General features: G+C 73.1%; 11 protein-coding genes. 4 read left to right on the top strand and 7 right to left on the bottom strand.

All coding sequences use genetic code 11. The features are described from left to right. Positions 1 to 40: 40 nt before the first annotated feature. Positions 41 to 1723: a hypothetical protein gene (locus AB0M46_RS22535; protein ID WP_363338895.1), complete on the top strand. Its 1683-nt coding sequence runs from the start codon at positions 41 to 43 to the stop codon at positions 1721 to 1723. Positions 1724 to 2258: 535 nt separating this feature from the next. On the opposite strand, the gene rpsT is transcribed toward AB0M46_RS22535, so the two are convergent. The 5 genes from rpsT to AB0M46_RS22510 all read right to left on the bottom strand — a co-directional run bounded on the left by rpsT (position 2259) and on the right by AB0M46_RS22510 (position 9877). After that, complete coding sequence (gene rpsT / locus AB0M46_RS22530) at positions 2259 to 2528, bottom strand: 30S ribosomal protein S20 (protein ID WP_363338893.1); 270 nt, start codon at positions 2526 to 2528, stop codon at positions 2259 to 2261. 133 nt (positions 2529 to 2661) lie between these two features. Beyond that, positions 2662 to 3849: an Ig-like domain-containing protein gene (locus AB0M46_RS22525; RefSeq protein WP_363338891.1), complete on the bottom strand. Its 1188-nt coding sequence runs from the start codon at positions 3847 to 3849 to the stop codon at positions 2662 to 2664. 66 nt (positions 3850 to 3915) lie between these two features. Further along, positions 3916 to 6390, bottom strand: coding sequence for an ATP-binding protein (locus tag AB0M46_RS22520; RefSeq protein WP_363338889.1), 2475 nt, complete (start codon positions 6388 to 6390; stop codon positions 3916 to 3918). A gap of 61 nt (positions 6391 to 6451) precedes the next feature. Continuing rightward, positions 6452 to 7192 (bottom strand): ABC transporter ATP-binding protein, encoded by a 741-nt coding sequence (locus AB0M46_RS22515; protein ID WP_363338887.1) that lies wholly within the window; start codon positions 7190 to 7192, stop codon positions 6452 to 6454. A gap of 3 nt (positions 7193 to 7195) precedes the next feature. After that, positions 7196 to 9877, bottom strand: a complete 2682-nt coding sequence (locus AB0M46_RS22510) for an FtsX-like permease family protein (protein ID WP_363338885.1) — start codon at positions 9875 to 9877, stop codon at positions 7196 to 7198. A 100-nt stretch (positions 9878 to 9977) separates the two neighbouring features. On the opposite strand from AB0M46_RS22510, the gene AB0M46_RS22505 reads away from it, so the two are divergent. Further along, the gene (locus AB0M46_RS22505; protein ID WP_363338883.1) at positions 9978 to 10568 is read left to right on the top strand and encodes a helix-turn-helix transcriptional regulator; all 591 of its coding nucleotides are present in this window, start codon (positions 9978 to 9980) and stop codon (positions 10566 to 10568) included. A gap of 228 nt (positions 10569 to 10796) precedes the next feature. Here the strand turns inward: AB0M46_RS22505 and AB0M46_RS22500 are convergent, their stop codons facing one another. Next, a complete protein-coding gene (locus AB0M46_RS22500) occupies positions 10797 to 12227 on the bottom strand; it encodes an FAD-dependent oxidoreductase (protein ID WP_363338881.1) in 1431 nt (476 codons plus the stop codon). A gap of 418 nt (positions 12228 to 12645) precedes the next feature. Here AB0M46_RS22500 and AB0M46_RS22495 point away from each other — a divergent pair, with 418 nt between their 5' ends. Further along, on the top strand, positions 12646 to 13572 hold the full coding sequence (locus AB0M46_RS22495; RefSeq protein WP_363338879.1) for a PfkB family carbohydrate kinase: 927 nt from the start codon (positions 12646 to 12648) through the stop codon (positions 13570 to 13572). A gap of 10 nt (positions 13573 to 13582) precedes the next feature. Further along, positions 13583 to 14695 (top strand): DUF5925 domain-containing protein, encoded by a 1113-nt coding sequence (locus AB0M46_RS22490; protein WP_363338877.1) that lies wholly within the window; start codon positions 13583 to 13585, stop codon positions 14693 to 14695. 23 nt (positions 14696 to 14718) lie between these two features. On the opposite strand, the gene AB0M46_RS22485 is transcribed toward AB0M46_RS22490, so the two are convergent. Then, entirely contained in the window at positions 14719 to 15111 is a 393-nt protein-coding gene (locus AB0M46_RS22485) for a hypothetical protein (RefSeq protein ID WP_363338876.1), read from the bottom strand. Between the last annotated feature and the right edge of the window lie 37 nt (positions 15112 to 15148).

Genomic DNA, 15148 nt, shown 5'->3' with positions numbered 1-15148 from the left:
ATCCTGTACTCGGCAATAGCGATATAGTTGGGGGTGAGCGGTGGTCAGCCGTGTGCTCGTCGGTGATGGACGCGCGGGCGCCACCTCCACGGTGCGCACCCGGACCGTCGAGCCGCCCGCCCAGCGCAAGAAGGTGGGCGTCATCCGGATCTCGGTCCCGGCGCGCGACGCGGGCACTGGCGGTGACTCCGGCCCCCGCCGGGTCCTCGACGCCGGCCACGGCATCTCGCCGGCCTCGGACGACGCGCCCGTGCCCGCTGGCGACGAGCCGGTGCCGGCGCTGCGGGAGGCGTCCGGCACCGCCCCGGCCCCCGCCGGCAACGCCGCCGCCCACGAGGACGGCGGCCGCCACGGGGTGGACGGCGACGACGTGCGCTACGGCGGTGCGGGCTACGGCGCCGCCGGGGATCAGGTGCGCTACGAGTCGTACGAGGACGAGTGGACCGACACCGACGCCCACGGGTTCCAGCGGTCGCGGCCGCTGCATCCCTCGGGGTGGAGCGATCGGCCGGCGGCGCGGCGCGAGCGGCCGGCGGGGTGGAGCGATCGGCCCGCGCAGGACCCGTGGGCGGAGCAGGCCGTCGATCCGGCTCGCACGCCAGGGTCGGAGGCCGGCTGGCCCGACACCGCGGGCTGGGGCGACCAGGCCGCTCGGCGCGCGGGCGCGGCGGGCGGCAGCCCGGCGGGGAACCGGGGCGACGAGGCGGCGTGGGACAACCGGGCGGCCTGGGACGGTCCGGCGGCGGCCTGGGACGGCCGGGCGGAGGCAGCCGGTAACGCGGCGGGGGCTGGCAACGCGGCGGCGGGCGGCAACGCGGCGGCGGGGAGCCGGGCGGGATGGACGGATCAGCGGGCGGGGGCGGCGTACCGGGGCGGGGAGTACCGGGGTGGGTACTCCGCGGGGTACCAGACGCCGGCGCAGCCGGTCGCGGACTGGGATGACGAGACCGGGTTCGCCGACCAGGCGGCCTGGGGGGTGTCGCGGTCGTCGTCCGGGACGAGGTCGTCGTGGGACCCGTACGGGGAGTGGCAGGCCGACGCGCCCAGCTATGTCGCCGACTACACCGGGGAGATCACCGGGATCGGGGCCGCGTTCGGCGCCGCGGAGCAGGAGCAGGCGGCTCGGGTGGCGGCGCGGGATCTGGCGGCTCGGGGCGAGGCGTACCGGGCGGGCGGGGACGGGCACTCCAACTCGGCCGAGTTCTCCGGCGACGACTACCGGGGCAACGGCTACGGGGGTGCCGGCCATGGGCGCGACGGCTACCGGGGTGGCAGCTACGGGCGCGACGGCTATGGGGGTGATGGTCATGGGCGCGACGGCTATGAGGGTGATGGTCGCGGGCGCGACGGCTACCGGGGTGACAGCTACGGGGGCGACGGCTACCGGGGCGACGGCTACGGGCGCGACGGGTTCGCAGGCGACGCTTACGAGGGCGATGGCTTCGGGGGCGAGGGCTACGGGCAAGACGCGGGGGACGGACGGTTCGGGGATGCGGGGGAGCACCGGCGGTACGAGGAGAGCGACGGGCGGCCGCAGAACCGGGAGGCCGGCGGTGGGCGGCACGCGCGGCAGCAGGCTCCGGGGCGGCGGCGGTCCGAGGACGGGGAGACCGTGACGAGCGGGCACTTCTCGGCCGGGCGGCACGCGGAGCGGTCGTGGCGGTCGGAGGACGACCTGGCCCGGCAGCGATCCGGTGGGGTCAACCAGGGCCGATTCGCCTAGGGTCGCCGCCGGTGCCCGTGGCGTCGGCTCCGTGTCGCCAGCCTGCGGCGACGGCCGGCGCCTCCGGGCGGCTGCTGATGGCCAGCGGCCTCGCGGCGGCCGCCGGCTGGAGGGCGGTCCGCTGGCGGGGCGGGCGTTGACGTGACGGCTGAACGGCGTTGGCTGACCGGGCTCCCGTCAGTCGGGGCGGCCGGCCGAAGGGCGTTCTGCCAGCGGGGCGGGCGCTCGTGTGGCGGTTGGAGGGCGTCGGTGACGGGGGTCTGCCGCCGGGCGGGGCCAGCCGGCTGAAGGGTGGCCCGCTGGTGGGGGTTCGGCTGGTGGGTGCGCATTGAGGACCGACAGGCTTTGCTCTGCCGTCCGGCTCGTCGGGCGGCGTGCACGCGATAGATCCGGTTTATCCGGCCTTCTCGGGCCGGTGGTGTGACCTTGGGGGCTCGCCTCCAAGGTCACTTTTTTGTCGGGGGGGTGACCGCGGGCACAGCGAAAGCGCCGCTCCACTGGGTGGGCGGCGCTTTTCGCGGTGCGAGCAGAACGGTCAGGCCGTGGTCAGCGTGTGGAGCTTCTTGGTGATCGCCGACTTGCGGTTGGCGGCCTGGTTCTTGTGGATGACGCCCTTGCTGGCGGCCTTGTCCAGCTTGCGCGAGGCGTCACGGAGCAGCGCGGTGGCCGTCTCGGTGTCGCCGGCGGCGGACGCCTCGTGGAACTTACGGATGGCCGTCTTCAGCGACGACTTGACCGACTTGTTGCGCAGGCGGCGCTTCTCGTTCTGCCGGTTGCGCTTGATCTGGGACTTGATGTTCGCCACGCGACAGCCTCGTCTTGATAGCTCGGGTTTGGTTTCTTGGCGCATGGAACAACGACGCGTCACCGTGCGCGATGAATCAGGCTACCAGGTCACCCCGCGGCCAGCCAAAACGGGCCAGCCGATCGGGCGGGTTTCACAGGGCGCTGCCCTTCACGTACTGGGCCCAGGGGAGTTCCCAGTCGGTCCAGCCGTCGCCGTACTTCACGCGCTCCTCGGTGCCCTTGACGATGACCGGGTCGCCGATGTGGGTCACGCCGTACAGCCACTGGGCGAGCTCCAGCGAGATGTTCACGCAGCCGTGGGAGACGTTGCGCTTGCCCTGGTCGGGGACGGACCAGGGGGCGGCGTGGATGTACTGGCCGCTCCACGTGATGCGCTGGGGGAACTGGACCTTGGTGCGGTAGCCGCCGGCGGAGTCGACCGGGACGCCGTAGGTCGAGGAGTCGAACCACTCCCACTCGTTCTTCACCATCACGATGAAGTTGCCGCTGTCGGAGGGGCTGCTCGGCTTGCCCAGGCTGACCGGCATCGTCTTGAGCACGGCGCCGTCCTGCGTCACCGTCATCTGCTTGGTGGCGTTGTCGACCTCCATGATCACGCGGCGGCCGACGGTGGCGTCGACGGTGAGGTCCTTCTCGGCGTACGTGTTGCCGCCGAGGGAGACGCCACCGAGGGCGGCGCGCAGCTCCAGCTTGGTGCCCGCCTGCCAGTACTCCTTCGGGCGGTAGTGGATCTCCTTGGCGCTGAACCAGTTCCAGCTGCCCTCCTGCGGAGGGTTGGAGGACATGAAGAGCCGCCGCTGTACCTCGGCCCGCTTGTCCTTCGGGATGTCGGCCCCGAACTGCAGGATCATCGGCATGCCCACGCCCACGACCTGGTTGTCGCCGACCTGGCTGGTGACCCGGGACAGGCTGGACGGCTTGTTCATGGTGGTGAACTTCACGCTGCTCGACCCGCCGCCCGCGGACACGGTGGCCGTGTACTCGGTGCCCCACTTGAGCTGCTTGTCCGGCAGCCAGCGATGCGTGTCCTGGGCGGCGCTGGGAGGCGCGCTGGGAGAGTCGCTGGGGGCAAGGCTGGGCGAAGGGGAGGCGTCACCCGCGTACGGGGCGCCGGAGACGGTGGTGCCCGAGGCGTCCTTCAGGGTCACCGTCGCGGAGCCGGGGGCCGAGTACCGCAGGTCCAGCGCCGTCGACACGTCCGAGGCCCCGTCCGCCGGGGACACGATGTGGATGGTGGGAGCACTGGACGTACCGCTGCTGCCGGGGCTGTTCCATGACGTGCCCGAGCCGGAACAGGCGCTGAGTGCCAGCGCGCTCACGGTGAGCAATGTCGACCATCGAAGGTGCATAGGACTAGCTTGCCCGACGAATCGTCCGGTAAAAACTCATGGGCAGTAGGCGGGCAGCCGGACCTCGAAGGTCGTGCCGGGCTTCTCGCCGTGGTCGGTGACGGTGATCGTGCCGCCGTGGCGCTCCACCACCGTGCGGCTGATGGCCAGGCCCAGGCCCGTGCCGGGGACGCCCTGGTTGCGGATGTTGGAGCCGCGGAAGAAGCGCTCGAAGAGGCGGGAGCGCTCCTCGGCCGGGATGCCGACGCCGGTGTCGGTCACCCGCAGCGTGACGCCGGCCACGTCGCCGTCGAGGCGGATCTCGACGCGGCCGCCGGCGGGGGTGAACTTCACCGCGTTGGTGACCAGGTGGTCGACGACCTTGCGAAGGCGCGGGAGGTCGCCGGAGACCGGGGTCGGGTTGTGGGGGAGCGTGACGGCGCAGTCGAGGTCGCGGTCGCGGGCGGAGGGGGCGTTGGCGTCGGCCACCTCGCGAACCACGGCGGCGAAGTCCAGGGGGCGCTCGACCATCGTCACGTAGCCGCTCTCCAGGCCGGCCAGGTCGAGCAGGTCGTCGATGATGGCCCGCAGGTTCTCCGCGTTGCGGGCGATGACGGCCAGGAACTCGGCCCGGGTCGTCTCGTCCTCGTGGTCGTGCAGGAGCAGTTCGGTGTACGACGAGATGGACGTCAGCGGCGTGCGCAGCTCGTGGCCGACCAGCGCGATGAACTCGTCCTTGGTCCGGGCGAGCTGCTTGGCCAGGTCCTCGGCCCGGCGCCGCTCCAGGAACTGCCCGACGTGCGCGGCGATGCCCGACAGCAGCGCGATGAGGGACTGCTCGGGCTGCTCGGCGGCGTCGCCGAAGAAGCTCAGCGTGCCGGTGACCCCGGTGCCGTCGCGGATGGGGAGGGCCAGGCCCACCCGCAGGCCGTGCTTGGCCAGCGAGGGCACGTTGAGCCGGCTGCTGACCGCCGAGATGTCGGGGATCCAGGTCGGCTGGCCGGTCTCCCAGGCCACGCCGGAGACGCCCTTGCCGGGCGGCAGCGGGTCGGGGAACGGGATCTCGTACCCGGGCTCGGTCCACATCGCGGCGTTGCGCAGCACGTTGCCGACCTTGTCGACCAGCCACATCTCGGCGTGCGGCCAGTGCAGCGTGCGGGCCACGGTCTCCAGCAGCTCCGGGCCGGCCGCCTCGATGGTGGCCGAGTGCTCGAGGATGCGCGACACGGCCAGCTCGCACTCGATCAGCCGCTGGGCCCGGCGGCGGTCGGTGACCTCGTGCAGGGCGGCCACCGCGCCGAGCCGGGCGCCGTCGGCGTCGCGGATCGGCTGGGCGTTGACGGTGAACGAGCGGCGCGGGCGGTCGGGCACGTGGATGACGAACTCGGCGTCGCGGATGTGCTCGCCGTGGAAGGCCCGGGTCAGCGGCATCTCGTCGCCGGAGATGGTGCCGCCGCCCGGGGCGGTGCCGGCGGCGGTCCACCGCTCGGCGGTGCTGCCGTCGGCGTCGTGGCCGACGATCTGGCGCATCGCCCGGTTGAACAGGATCAGGCGGCCGCGCTCGTCGCAGGCGACCACGCCGGCGTCGAGGTTGTCGAGCAGGGCGCTGAGGAAGTGCCGCTCGCGGGCCAGGTGCCGCTCCGCGGTGACCCGCTCGCTGATGTCGTAGATGAAGGCGTGGGCGTGCCGGCCCAGCTGGCCCTCGACGACGTTGAGCGTCAGCTCGACGGGGAACTCGTTGCCGGAGCGATTCACGGCGTACAGCTGCAGGCGCTGGCCGATGAGGCGCGGCACCCCGCCGCGGGCCAGGCGGGTCAGCCCGGCGCGGTGGGCGGCGCGGAAGCGCTCGGGAATGACCAGATCGTGCACGTACTGCCCGATCGCCTCCTGCGCGGACCAGCCGAAGGTGCGCTCGGCGGCGCGGTTCCAGCGGGTGATCTCGCCGGTCAGCTCGATCGCCACGAACGCCTCGAGGGCGGTCTCCAGCACCGCGTCGGTCTCGGCGGCGGCCAGCGCGATGTCCTCGCGGGACGTCTCGGCGGCCAGCAGCATCTCGAGCAGGGAGGCGCACTCGGCCAGCGCCGCGATGTCGTCGTCGGTCCAGTGCCGGGGCACGGAGTCGGTGACGCAGACGGCGCCCAGCGTGTGGCCGGCGGCGTCGTGGACGGGCTGGCCGAGGTACGCGGTGATGTGCCGGGTGTGCACCACGCCGAGGTCGCGCAGCACCGGGTCCTCGCGGGCGTCGCGGACCACCAGCGGGACGTCCTCGCTGACCACGAACTGGCAGAACGAGCTCGTGGCCGGCTCGGCGTGCACCCGCTCGAGGTCCGGCGGCAGGCCGTGCTTGCCGACGACGTGCATGCGCTCGTCGTCGACGAGGGTGAGCAGGCCGACCGGGGCCACCACCGAGCGGGCCGCGAGCCGGACGAGCCCGTCGACCGGAGCCGAGGACGACTCGAGCAGCAGGTGGGCGCGGCGCAGGGCGCGGAGACGCTCGGGCTGCGCGAGCACGCCGGTATCGAGTTGCGGCATACCACCCCCAACCCGCAAGCACGTGCGACTGATCGTACCCGCGAAATGGTGCAAACCCCGGCTAAAGCCGCAGCTGGGTGGCGCGCGCCAGGGTCGATTCCGGCGACTCGCCCTCGGTCAGGTCGATGTCCTCGACCAGCCGGCCGTCGGCGAGGCGGATCAGCCGGTCGCAGCGGGCCGCGATGTGCTGCTCGTGGGTGGCCAGCAGGACCGTCATGCCGCGCTCGTCGCGCAGCTCCAGCAGCAGGTCGAGGATCTGCGCGCTGTTGGCCGAGTCGAGGTTGCCGGTGGGCTCGTCGGCCAGCAGCAGCTTCGGGCCGCTGATCAGCGCCCGGGCGATCGCCACCCGCTGCTGCTGGCCGCCGGAGAGCTGGGCCGGTAGCGCGCGCTCGCGGCCGGCCAGCCCGACCGCGTCGAGCAGCTCCCGGGCCCGGGCCCGCTTGTCGAAGCCGACCTTGAACGGCAGCACCGGCGCGATTACGTTGTCCAGCGCGGTGAGCGCGGGCAACAGGTGGTAGCGCTGGAAGACGAAGCCGACCGTGCGGCGGTACTCGCTCAGCTTCTTGCGCCGCAGCGAAGTCACCTCCACGCCGTCCACCGTGATCGTGCCGCCGTCGGCCGACTCGATCGCGCCGATCAGGTGCAGCAGGGTCGACTTGCCCGAGCCGCTCGGGCCGGTGACGGCGGTGAAGCTGCCCGCGGCGATGTCCAGCGTGAGCTCGTCGGCGGCGACGATGTCCTGCTCACCGGTGTGGAAGCGCTTGGTCAGGCTTGCTACAGCAATTGCGGCGCTCTCCGGCATGTTCTACTCCTCGGCCAGCAGGCGGGCGGTTGGGAGGCGCTGCAGCAGCAGCGCGGGTACGAGCGCGGCGGTCGTGGCCACCAGGGCCCCGGCGACGAGCGCGGCGACGGCGGTCCAGATTAGGCCGGTGGTGACCTCGCCGACCAGCCAGGCCGCGCCGCCGAGGCCCAGGCCGCCGCCGAGCAGCCCGCCCAGCGCGCCGATGCCGAAGCCCTCGGCGGCGACCAGGCGGCCCAGCGCGCCGGCCGTCCAGCCGGTGGCGCGCAGGGTGGCGAGCTCGGCGGAGCGGTCGCGGATGTTGAGGTACAGCACGTCGGCCACCGCGATGGCCCCCAGCAGCACGGTGGCCGCCACCGCGACCGTGTCGACCGAGCGGACCTGCAGGGACACGGCGTCGCCGAGCAGCGTGCCGATGATCGCGCCGTGGAAGGCGAACGTGACCGCGCCCAGCAGCGTGGCCGCGGTGATGCCGATGGCCAGCGCCGCCGCGCCGAGCAGCGTCCGGCCCGGCACGCGCAGCAGGTTGCGCAGGCCCATGCCGATCGGGCCCCTCGGCCGCCCGGCCCGCCGCGGCCGCAGCGCCACGGGCCGCAGCCCCCGCGCCGGACGCGTCCGGGACGCGCCGATGGCGGGCGTCAGGCCGGCCAGGAGCGAAAGCGCCAGCGCTATCGGTACGGCGAGCAGCGCCCGCCCCCACGGCACCTGGACGTCGAGGAGGGCCCCGAGCGGGGCCGCCAGCAGCATCGTGCCGGCCCCGGCGACCAGCCCGATCGCGGCCACCTCGCCGAGGACGATGGCGAACACCCGGCGGGCCGGCCAGCCCAGCGCGGTCAGCGTGGCCAGTTCCGTGCGCCTGTCCCGGACGCCCGCCGCGACCGCGTTGGTGAGGAACAGGGCGCAGACCACGAGTACCAATGCGAACAACACGACGCTCTTGCGGTCCACCGCGCTGACGATGGCCGCGGCCACCCCCTTGCGGGTCCAGAGCTCCGACAGCCGCAGCGCCGGCCGGTTGTACTTGCCGGCCGCGATCGTCACCGTCTGCGGAGTGGGCGACGAGCCGTAGGTGATGTCGACGTCCAGCCCGGTCTCGGCGGCGATGCGCTCGGCCACGACCCGCACCCGCTCGCGGGAGGCGGCGGTGAACCCGCTGACGCCGGCCACCCGCACCCGGACCGCGGAGACCGGGTCGGGCACGTCCATGTGCTCCAGCTTGTAGAGCTCGCGCAGCGAGTCGAAGCTGGTCAGCAGCGTCGGCGGGGTGGAGAGGTAGCCGGCTGGGTTGCCGTTGGGCCGCAGCGGCTTGCCGCCGAGCAGGTCGCGGGTCGCCTGGTCGATGCCGGTCGCCTCGGGCGGCTGATAGGTCTCCATCGGTACGTTGCTCAGCGGGTCGAACGCCGTGAGCTTCTGCGGGTCGTAGGTTCCGACGATCCTGGTGACGCCGAGATCGTGTCCCTGCTCGATGGTCCGGAACGAGGTGTCGTCGATCTGCCAGGGCAGGGGGATCCCGTGCACGTCGGGCGTGCGCCATGCGCCGGAGTTCTCCGGCACGGTCCTGGCGGCCAGCGAGCCGTCAGGACTCTCGTCGTAGTCGATGCCGCCGGTGCGCATCAACGGGTACAGGCCCTGCCCGCCGCTGTCGACCGTGACCTCCTGCCCCTGCAACGAGCGGGTTTCGAGCACCGGCCCGTGCAGCGCCTCGAGGGCGTCGAGCGCGTCGTGGGCCTCGTTGCCGGGCGGGGGGTTGCTCACCGGGATGCGGCTCAGGCCGATGCTGACGCTGCTGTCCGGGTACGGGTCGCGCACGGCGATCACCGGCGTGACCGGCATTCTCGGGTCCTGTTCGACCTTGTCCTGGGGGTCGAGGTACCGCCCGTTGAGCACCGCCTTGTCCAGCCCGACCAGCCGCGCCTCGGCCTGCGGGTCGACCGCGGCCAGCAGCATCGGCACGGTCCAGGACACGCTGATCACGGCCCGGTCGCTGCTTCTCACCACGGACGCCGGCATGCCGCCCACCTCGAACTGGCCGTCCGGGGTCAGGCGGAAGATCTGCATGACGGTGTACCGCGCGTCGGTGATCAGGTCGCTCAGCACGGCATTGGTGATCCAGTCGCATACCGGCTGGCCGTCCTCCAGCACCGAGATCGTGTTGTCGCACAGCTTCTCGCCGGGGATGACCTCGCCGTTGCTGAACTCGGCCCGCTTCGAGCCGTAGCCGTCGATCTTGGGCCAGCTGACGTTGTGCTTGGTGATGTACGCGAAGTAGGGGCGGCCCTGGGCGCTGCTCAGGCCCCGGTCGCCCAGGAACTTCCGGTCGATGCGGATGACCTGCCGGTCCAGCGACTTGTCGATGAGGTTGGTGATGTCCACCTCCTGGAAGCCCGTCTTCAAGGCGTACCCCACCATGCCGATCGGCGCCGCGACCTCCACCCCGTCTAGGGCGGTGATCTTGTCGACCTGTGCCTGCGTGATGCCGCCGTAGATGCCGCTCAGCGAGTTGGGCCGGACCTTCTGCTTGTCGGTCTCCAGCTGCGTGCGGGTGTTCTTCGGCCGCACCAGCACCTGGTACGCCGCCGTGGCGGTTCGGTCCACTTCGCCCGTGACCTGCAGGCGGGCGGTGTCCGTCGCCCCGGTGAGCACGGTGAAGCCGGTGGTTGCGACCAGCACACCAAGCAGAAGCGCCACCGACCTCGCCGCGCGCCCCCGTAGATGTGCCCAGATGAATGGGATCACGTGCATACTTTGGCCCCTGCATTGTGACAATGCAAGGGGTAGAGTCTTGCGCATGCCGATCCATCACGCGGTGCTGTCGCTGCTGTCGCAGGGGCCCAGCTACGGGTATGAGCTCAAGGGCGCCTTCGAGGCCGCGGTGGGGCCGCAGTGGGGGCCGCTGAACATCGGGCACCTGTACCAGATCCTGGACCGGCTGTCCCGGGACGGGATGGTGGTCTCGCAGCGCCACGCGCAGACCATCAAGCCGGATCGGGTGGTCTACGAGATCACCGATGCCGGGCTGGCGGAGCTGGAGCGGTGGCTGGGGGAGGCGTCACCGCGCTCCGGCGGGTTCCGGGACGACTTCTTCCTCAAGGTGACCGCGGCGGCCCGGTCGGGGGATTCGGAGACGGTACGGACCGTGCTTGCCCAGCAGCGCACGTATCTCATGCGGGAGCTGCGCAATCTCGACGGACTGCGGCGCAAGGCGACGGATCCGGTGGTGACGCTGTTGTTGTCGGCGGCCAGCCGGCATGTCGAGGCGGATCTGGCGTTCGTCGAGGACGCGGATCGGGCCTTGCTGCGGACGGAGGGGGCGTTGCCGGTGGCTCCTGTGCGCTCGGCTCCGGCTCCGGCGGTGGGTGATCTGCCGGCCAGCGCCTGATTGTTCGTCCGCCGGGGTCTCCTGCTGCTGGCGCTTTGGTGATCCGATAAATCCGCCACTCCGCAACGGATTTATCGGATATTTCGTGTATGTCCGGTTTTCTGGCGCCGGAGAGATGGCGTTGGGCAAATCGCGCCGGGCACAGCGCGTCGGGAAGTGGCGCCGGGAAAGTGGCGCCGGGAAATGTCGTACCCGGTCGATACGCTTAGCGCGCGGACGAATCGGCTTTCAGCGGGGGAGGAGGGCTTCTGGTCGCAGATCGGGGATTTCGTAGGGCTCGCCCAGGAGTTGGGCGGCGGCCAGGCGGGCTAGAGCGGGGGCCGTCTGGATGCCGGTGCCACCGAGGGCGGTGAACCAGTAGAGGCCGTCCTGGTTCGGATCGGGACCGACGATCGGGTTGCGGTCGGGGGCGAACGTGCGCAGCCCGGCCCAGCTGGTCCGGACCCGGGTCAGGCGCAGCGTGGTGGAGGCCGTGATGCGCTCGATCGCCAGGGCCACGCTCTCCGGCGCGGCTACGGCGTCGGTGGGCGGCGACGGGGTCTCGTCGGCCGGCGAGATGAGCAGGCCACCGCGCTCGGGCCGGAAGTAGTACGCGTCGGCCACGTCGATGACCAGGGGCCAGGCGGGTCCGACCCGCTCGGCCGAGGCGATCGCGACCGTGCGGCGCAGGTTGGTCAGCCCGGCCGGGTCCGCGCCCAGGCGGGCGGCCACGGCGTCGGCCCAGGGGCCGGCGGCGTTGACGACGTACCCCGCGACGAGTTCGCCGCGGTCGGTGGTGAGCCGCCAGCTCACCCCGTCCGAGCCCGCCGACACCAGCGGCCCGGTGGGAAGCGACGCCCTGGCCGGCCCGCCCGAGGGCGCAAGGGCCGCTGGCCTGCTTGAGGGTGCCGGGGTCGTCGGCTCGCCCGAGAGCGCTGGGGTCGCCCGGGCGTCCGAGGCCGCCGGGGTGTCTGAGGGCGCCGGGTTCGCCCGGGTGTCCGAGGGCGCTGGGGTCGCCCGGGCGTCCGAGGTCGCCGAGGCCGCCGGGGTCGCAGGGGTGTCCGAGGGTGCCGGGGTCGCCGGGGTGTTTGACGTGCTCGAAGTGCCCGAGGGGTGCCAGGCCGCCGAGGCGCCTCCGTCCCGGACGCCCGACTCGAGGCCGATGGCGGTGCGCAGGATCGCGCCGGCGGCGGTGGCGCGGTCGCGGTACTGCTGCAGGAGGGCGTCCACGTCGACGTCCTGGGCGGTCCGCTCGACCGCGGCCCGGGCCACCGCCTCCGGCCGCAGGACCGGGCAGAGCGTCTGCGCGCCGGCCAGATCCACGGGGCGCAGGGACGGATTGGCGGTCAGCAGGGCATTGAGGCTCGCCAGGTGCTCCTGCGCGGCGACCCACACGATGGGGCGGGTGCGCAGCAGCGGGGTGCCGGACTCGGCGCCCAACGCGTCGAGCACGGTGCGCGAGGCCCGGGTGAGGGCCCGCTGCTGGGCGCCGCCGACGCTCTCGGAGAAGGAGGAGATCGAGCGGCCCGAGGAGTGGTACGAGAACTGGTTCTCGCGTTCGAGCAGCACGATGCGCAGCTCCGGCCGGGTGCCGCCCGCCCGGTCCACCAACCGGCCATCCAGCTCGGCGAGCTCTGCGGCAAGGGCCAGGCCGGCGATGCCCCCGCCGATGATCGCCACGTCTGCGCGTTCGATAACCAGGATTGTCGCAGGCAACGGGGCGCGCCGAGCCGGTACTGGCGCTCGGCCACACCCGTAACGCTCAGGAAAAGTCGGCAGGTCGCCGCGCCCGGGGGCAAACGGGGCCGTCGGGGTGACCGGGGGCGGAGTCCCGCCCGATCCCACGTGGTGCGCGTCAGGCCGCCGCGTCCGCGTCCGTGCGCCGCATGTCCCGCCCCGCGATGGCCCACGTCCGAGTGCCGGTGGGCGGACCGCGGTGCTCTTGCGCGCCGGGGTGGTCGCGGGGCTGACGCCGGGTGCGAGCGGACGGGCGGGCTGGATCTTGAGGGGCATGAAGTCGGGGCTCGGGGGTAACGGCCGGAACGTGCAGAACTCTGGCAATTTTGGCCTGCTGGCTGAGGGCTGGCGGGATGCGTCGGTGCTCGTTGTCGGGGATGCGCTGCTCGACGCGTGGTTGTGCGGCAGGCCCACGCGGCTCAGCCGGGAGGCGCCCGTGCCCGTCATCGAGCTCGACGTCACGCGGGAGGTTTGCGGCGGGGCGGCCAACACCGCGGCGAACTTCGCGGCGCTCGGGGCGCGTACGACGCTGCTGGGAGCGGTCGGCGACGACGACGCGGGAGCCCGGCTGCGGACCTGTGTCTGGGACAGCGGGGTGGCGGACCGGCTGGTGACGGCGGTCGGGCGGCGCACGGTCACCAAGCGCCGCGTGGTGGCGGACGGCTACGTGCTCGTGCGGTTCGACGAGGGCGACACCGGGGCGCTCAACGCCATCGCGGGGGAGACGCTCGTCCGGCGGCTCGAGGAGGCGCTCAACACGGAGCCCCGGCCGGACGCGGTGGTCGTGTGCGATCACGGCAACGGGACGCTCGGCGGGCAGGTGCGCACGTTGCTCGGGGCGCGGCGGCTGGACCTGCCGCTGCTGGCCGTCGACGCGCACGACCTGCTGCCCTGGGCGCAGATCGGGCCGGACCTGGTCACGCCGAACCGGGAGGAGGCGTGCCGGGTGCTGGACAAGCGGGGCGACTTCGATCGGGAGCGGGACCGGGGGCAGCTGCTGCGGCGGACCGGGGCGTCGGTGGTGGCGGTGACCTTGGACGCCGAGGGGTCGGCCGTGCTGAGCCTGGATGGCGAGTCGGTGACGACCGCGGCGCCGCCGGCTCCGGTGGCGCACGGGGCGGGGGCCGGCGGCGCGTATCTGGCGGGGTTCGTGCTCGGGCGGCTGGCCGGGGCGGGGCTGGCCGAGGCGGCGGGGGTGGCGCAGCGCTGCGCGTCGATGGCGATCCGGGGCGTCGGTACGGCCGTGGTGCCGGAGAAAATGGGTGTACGGCAGCGCGATGCCGCCTGATCCTTGAGCGATGTCCCCCGTTGAGCCCACCGCGGCCGTGCCCGTTACCAGCTGGGTCGACGACGGCGACGGCGTGATCGACGTGCTCGACGTGCTGGCGCTGTCGGCGTTCGTCAGCGGGCGGCAGCCGCATGCGCGGACTCGCCGGCTGACGAACCTGCGCAAGGATGCCACCCTGCTGCCCGAGGGGGCGGCGGTGCTGCGCGAGGCGGTCGACGACCAGGATCGCTCGACGCTGGCGGCGGGCGAGGGGTGGACGCTTCGGGCCACCCGGTGGCATCACAGCCGCAACGGCTCGGTGACGGTCACGGCGGTGGACGCCGAGCTGGCGGACCGGATTCTGGCCGCCGCGGTGGACGGGGCGGAGGAGGTGCCGCCGCCGGCCGACGACGCGGTGCCGATCGGGTTCTGGCACTCGGCGCAGCACGGGCCGCGGCGGCGGGAGCGGCGGATCGGGGCGCCGGACTGGGCGCAGATCCGGGGCAACTACGCGGCGAAGACGGCCGAGGCGATCGATCGGCTCATGGGGCTGGAGGCGGAGCACGTCAACGGGCGCCTGCTGCTGCTGCACGGGCCGCCGGGGACCGGGAAGACCACGCTGCTGCGGGCGTTGGCCCGCCAGTGGCGCAACTGGTGCCAGGTCGACTGCGTGCTCGACCCCGAGCGGCTGTTCGCGGAGCCGGCGTACCTCATGGACACCGCGCTGGGCGTCGACGGTGACGACGAGGGCGGGCGGCGCTGGCGGCTGCTGCTGCTCGAGGACTGCGACGAGCTGGTCCGCGGCGAGGCCAAGCAGGCCACCGGGCAGGCGTTGTCGCGGCTGCTGAACCTGACGGACGGGCTGCTCGGGCAGGGGCGCGACGTGCTCGTGGCGATCACCACGAACGAGGATCTCGCCAAGCTTCATCCCGCGGTCGTACGTCCCGGCCGCTGCCTCGCCCAGCTGCACGTGGCGCCGCTGCCGTTCGACGAGGCGGCCGCGTGGCTGGAGGCCTCCGGCGTCAACTCCGCCGGCATCGGGCCTGACGGGGCGACGCTGGCCGAGCTGTACGAGCTGCGCGACGGCGGCCCGCGGGTCAGTGTGCCCGCCGACCAGCCGACCGGCGTCGGGATGTACCTGTGACGTAAATCCCGTTCGATGCGTCCTCAGCCCACCGTGATGTCGGCGTGCGGCCCGTCGGCGGCGCAGTGCACCACCACGCGTACCTCGTGTCCGTCGGTCTTGAAGGTGACCCGGGACTCCGGGCCGGGGGCGCGGTCGGCGTTCTCGATGTGGAAGCCGGCGGCGGGGCTGAGGTACTGCACGCGCACCTGGTCGCCGGCGCAGCCCGCGATGACGTTGCCACCCGGCGTACGCAGGATCACAGGTGAGCCCGGCGACGGGGACGGCGAGGCCGTCGGGCCGGCCCCGGGGTCGCCGCGGGTCGAGGTGAGCAGCGTGTCGCGCAGCGCCGCGGCCCGGTCGAGGCCGAAGACGCTCAGGGCCGCCGTGCAGCCCGTCCATGCCACGATCGCCAGCACCCACCGTGCACCCCGCATGCGGCCACGCTGCCCCGGGACACCTTGCTCACACTCC

Source organism: Dactylosporangium sp. NPDC051485 (assembly GCF_040682015.1).
GTDB lineage: Bacteria > Actinomycetota > Actinomycetes > Mycobacteriales > Micromonosporaceae > Dactylosporangium.
This window is presented reverse-complemented; position numbering and strand designations above follow the sequence as displayed.

What these genes read in the sequence shown, in the direction of transcription:
- AB0M46_RS22515 (WP_363338887.1), bottom strand. Translation starts at nt 7,192, where the DNA reads ATGCCGGAGAGCGCCGCAATTGCTGTAGCAAGCCTGACCAAGCGCTTC.
- AB0M46_RS22490 (WP_363338877.1), top strand. Translation starts at nt 13,583, where the DNA reads ATGTCCCCCGTTGAGCCCACCGCGGCCGTGCCCGTTACCAGCTGGGTC.
- AB0M46_RS22520 (WP_363338889.1), bottom strand. Translation starts at nt 6,390, where the DNA reads ATGCCGCAACTCGATACCGGCGTGCTCGCGCAGCCCGAGCGTCTCCGC.
- AB0M46_RS22505 (WP_363338883.1), top strand. Translation starts at nt 9,978, where the DNA reads ATGCCGATCCATCACGCGGTGCTGTCGCTGCTGTCGCAGGGGCCCAGC.
- AB0M46_RS22485 (WP_363338876.1), bottom strand. Translation starts at nt 15,111, where the DNA reads ATGCGGGGTGCACGGTGGGTGCTGGCGATCGTGGCATGGACGGGCTGC.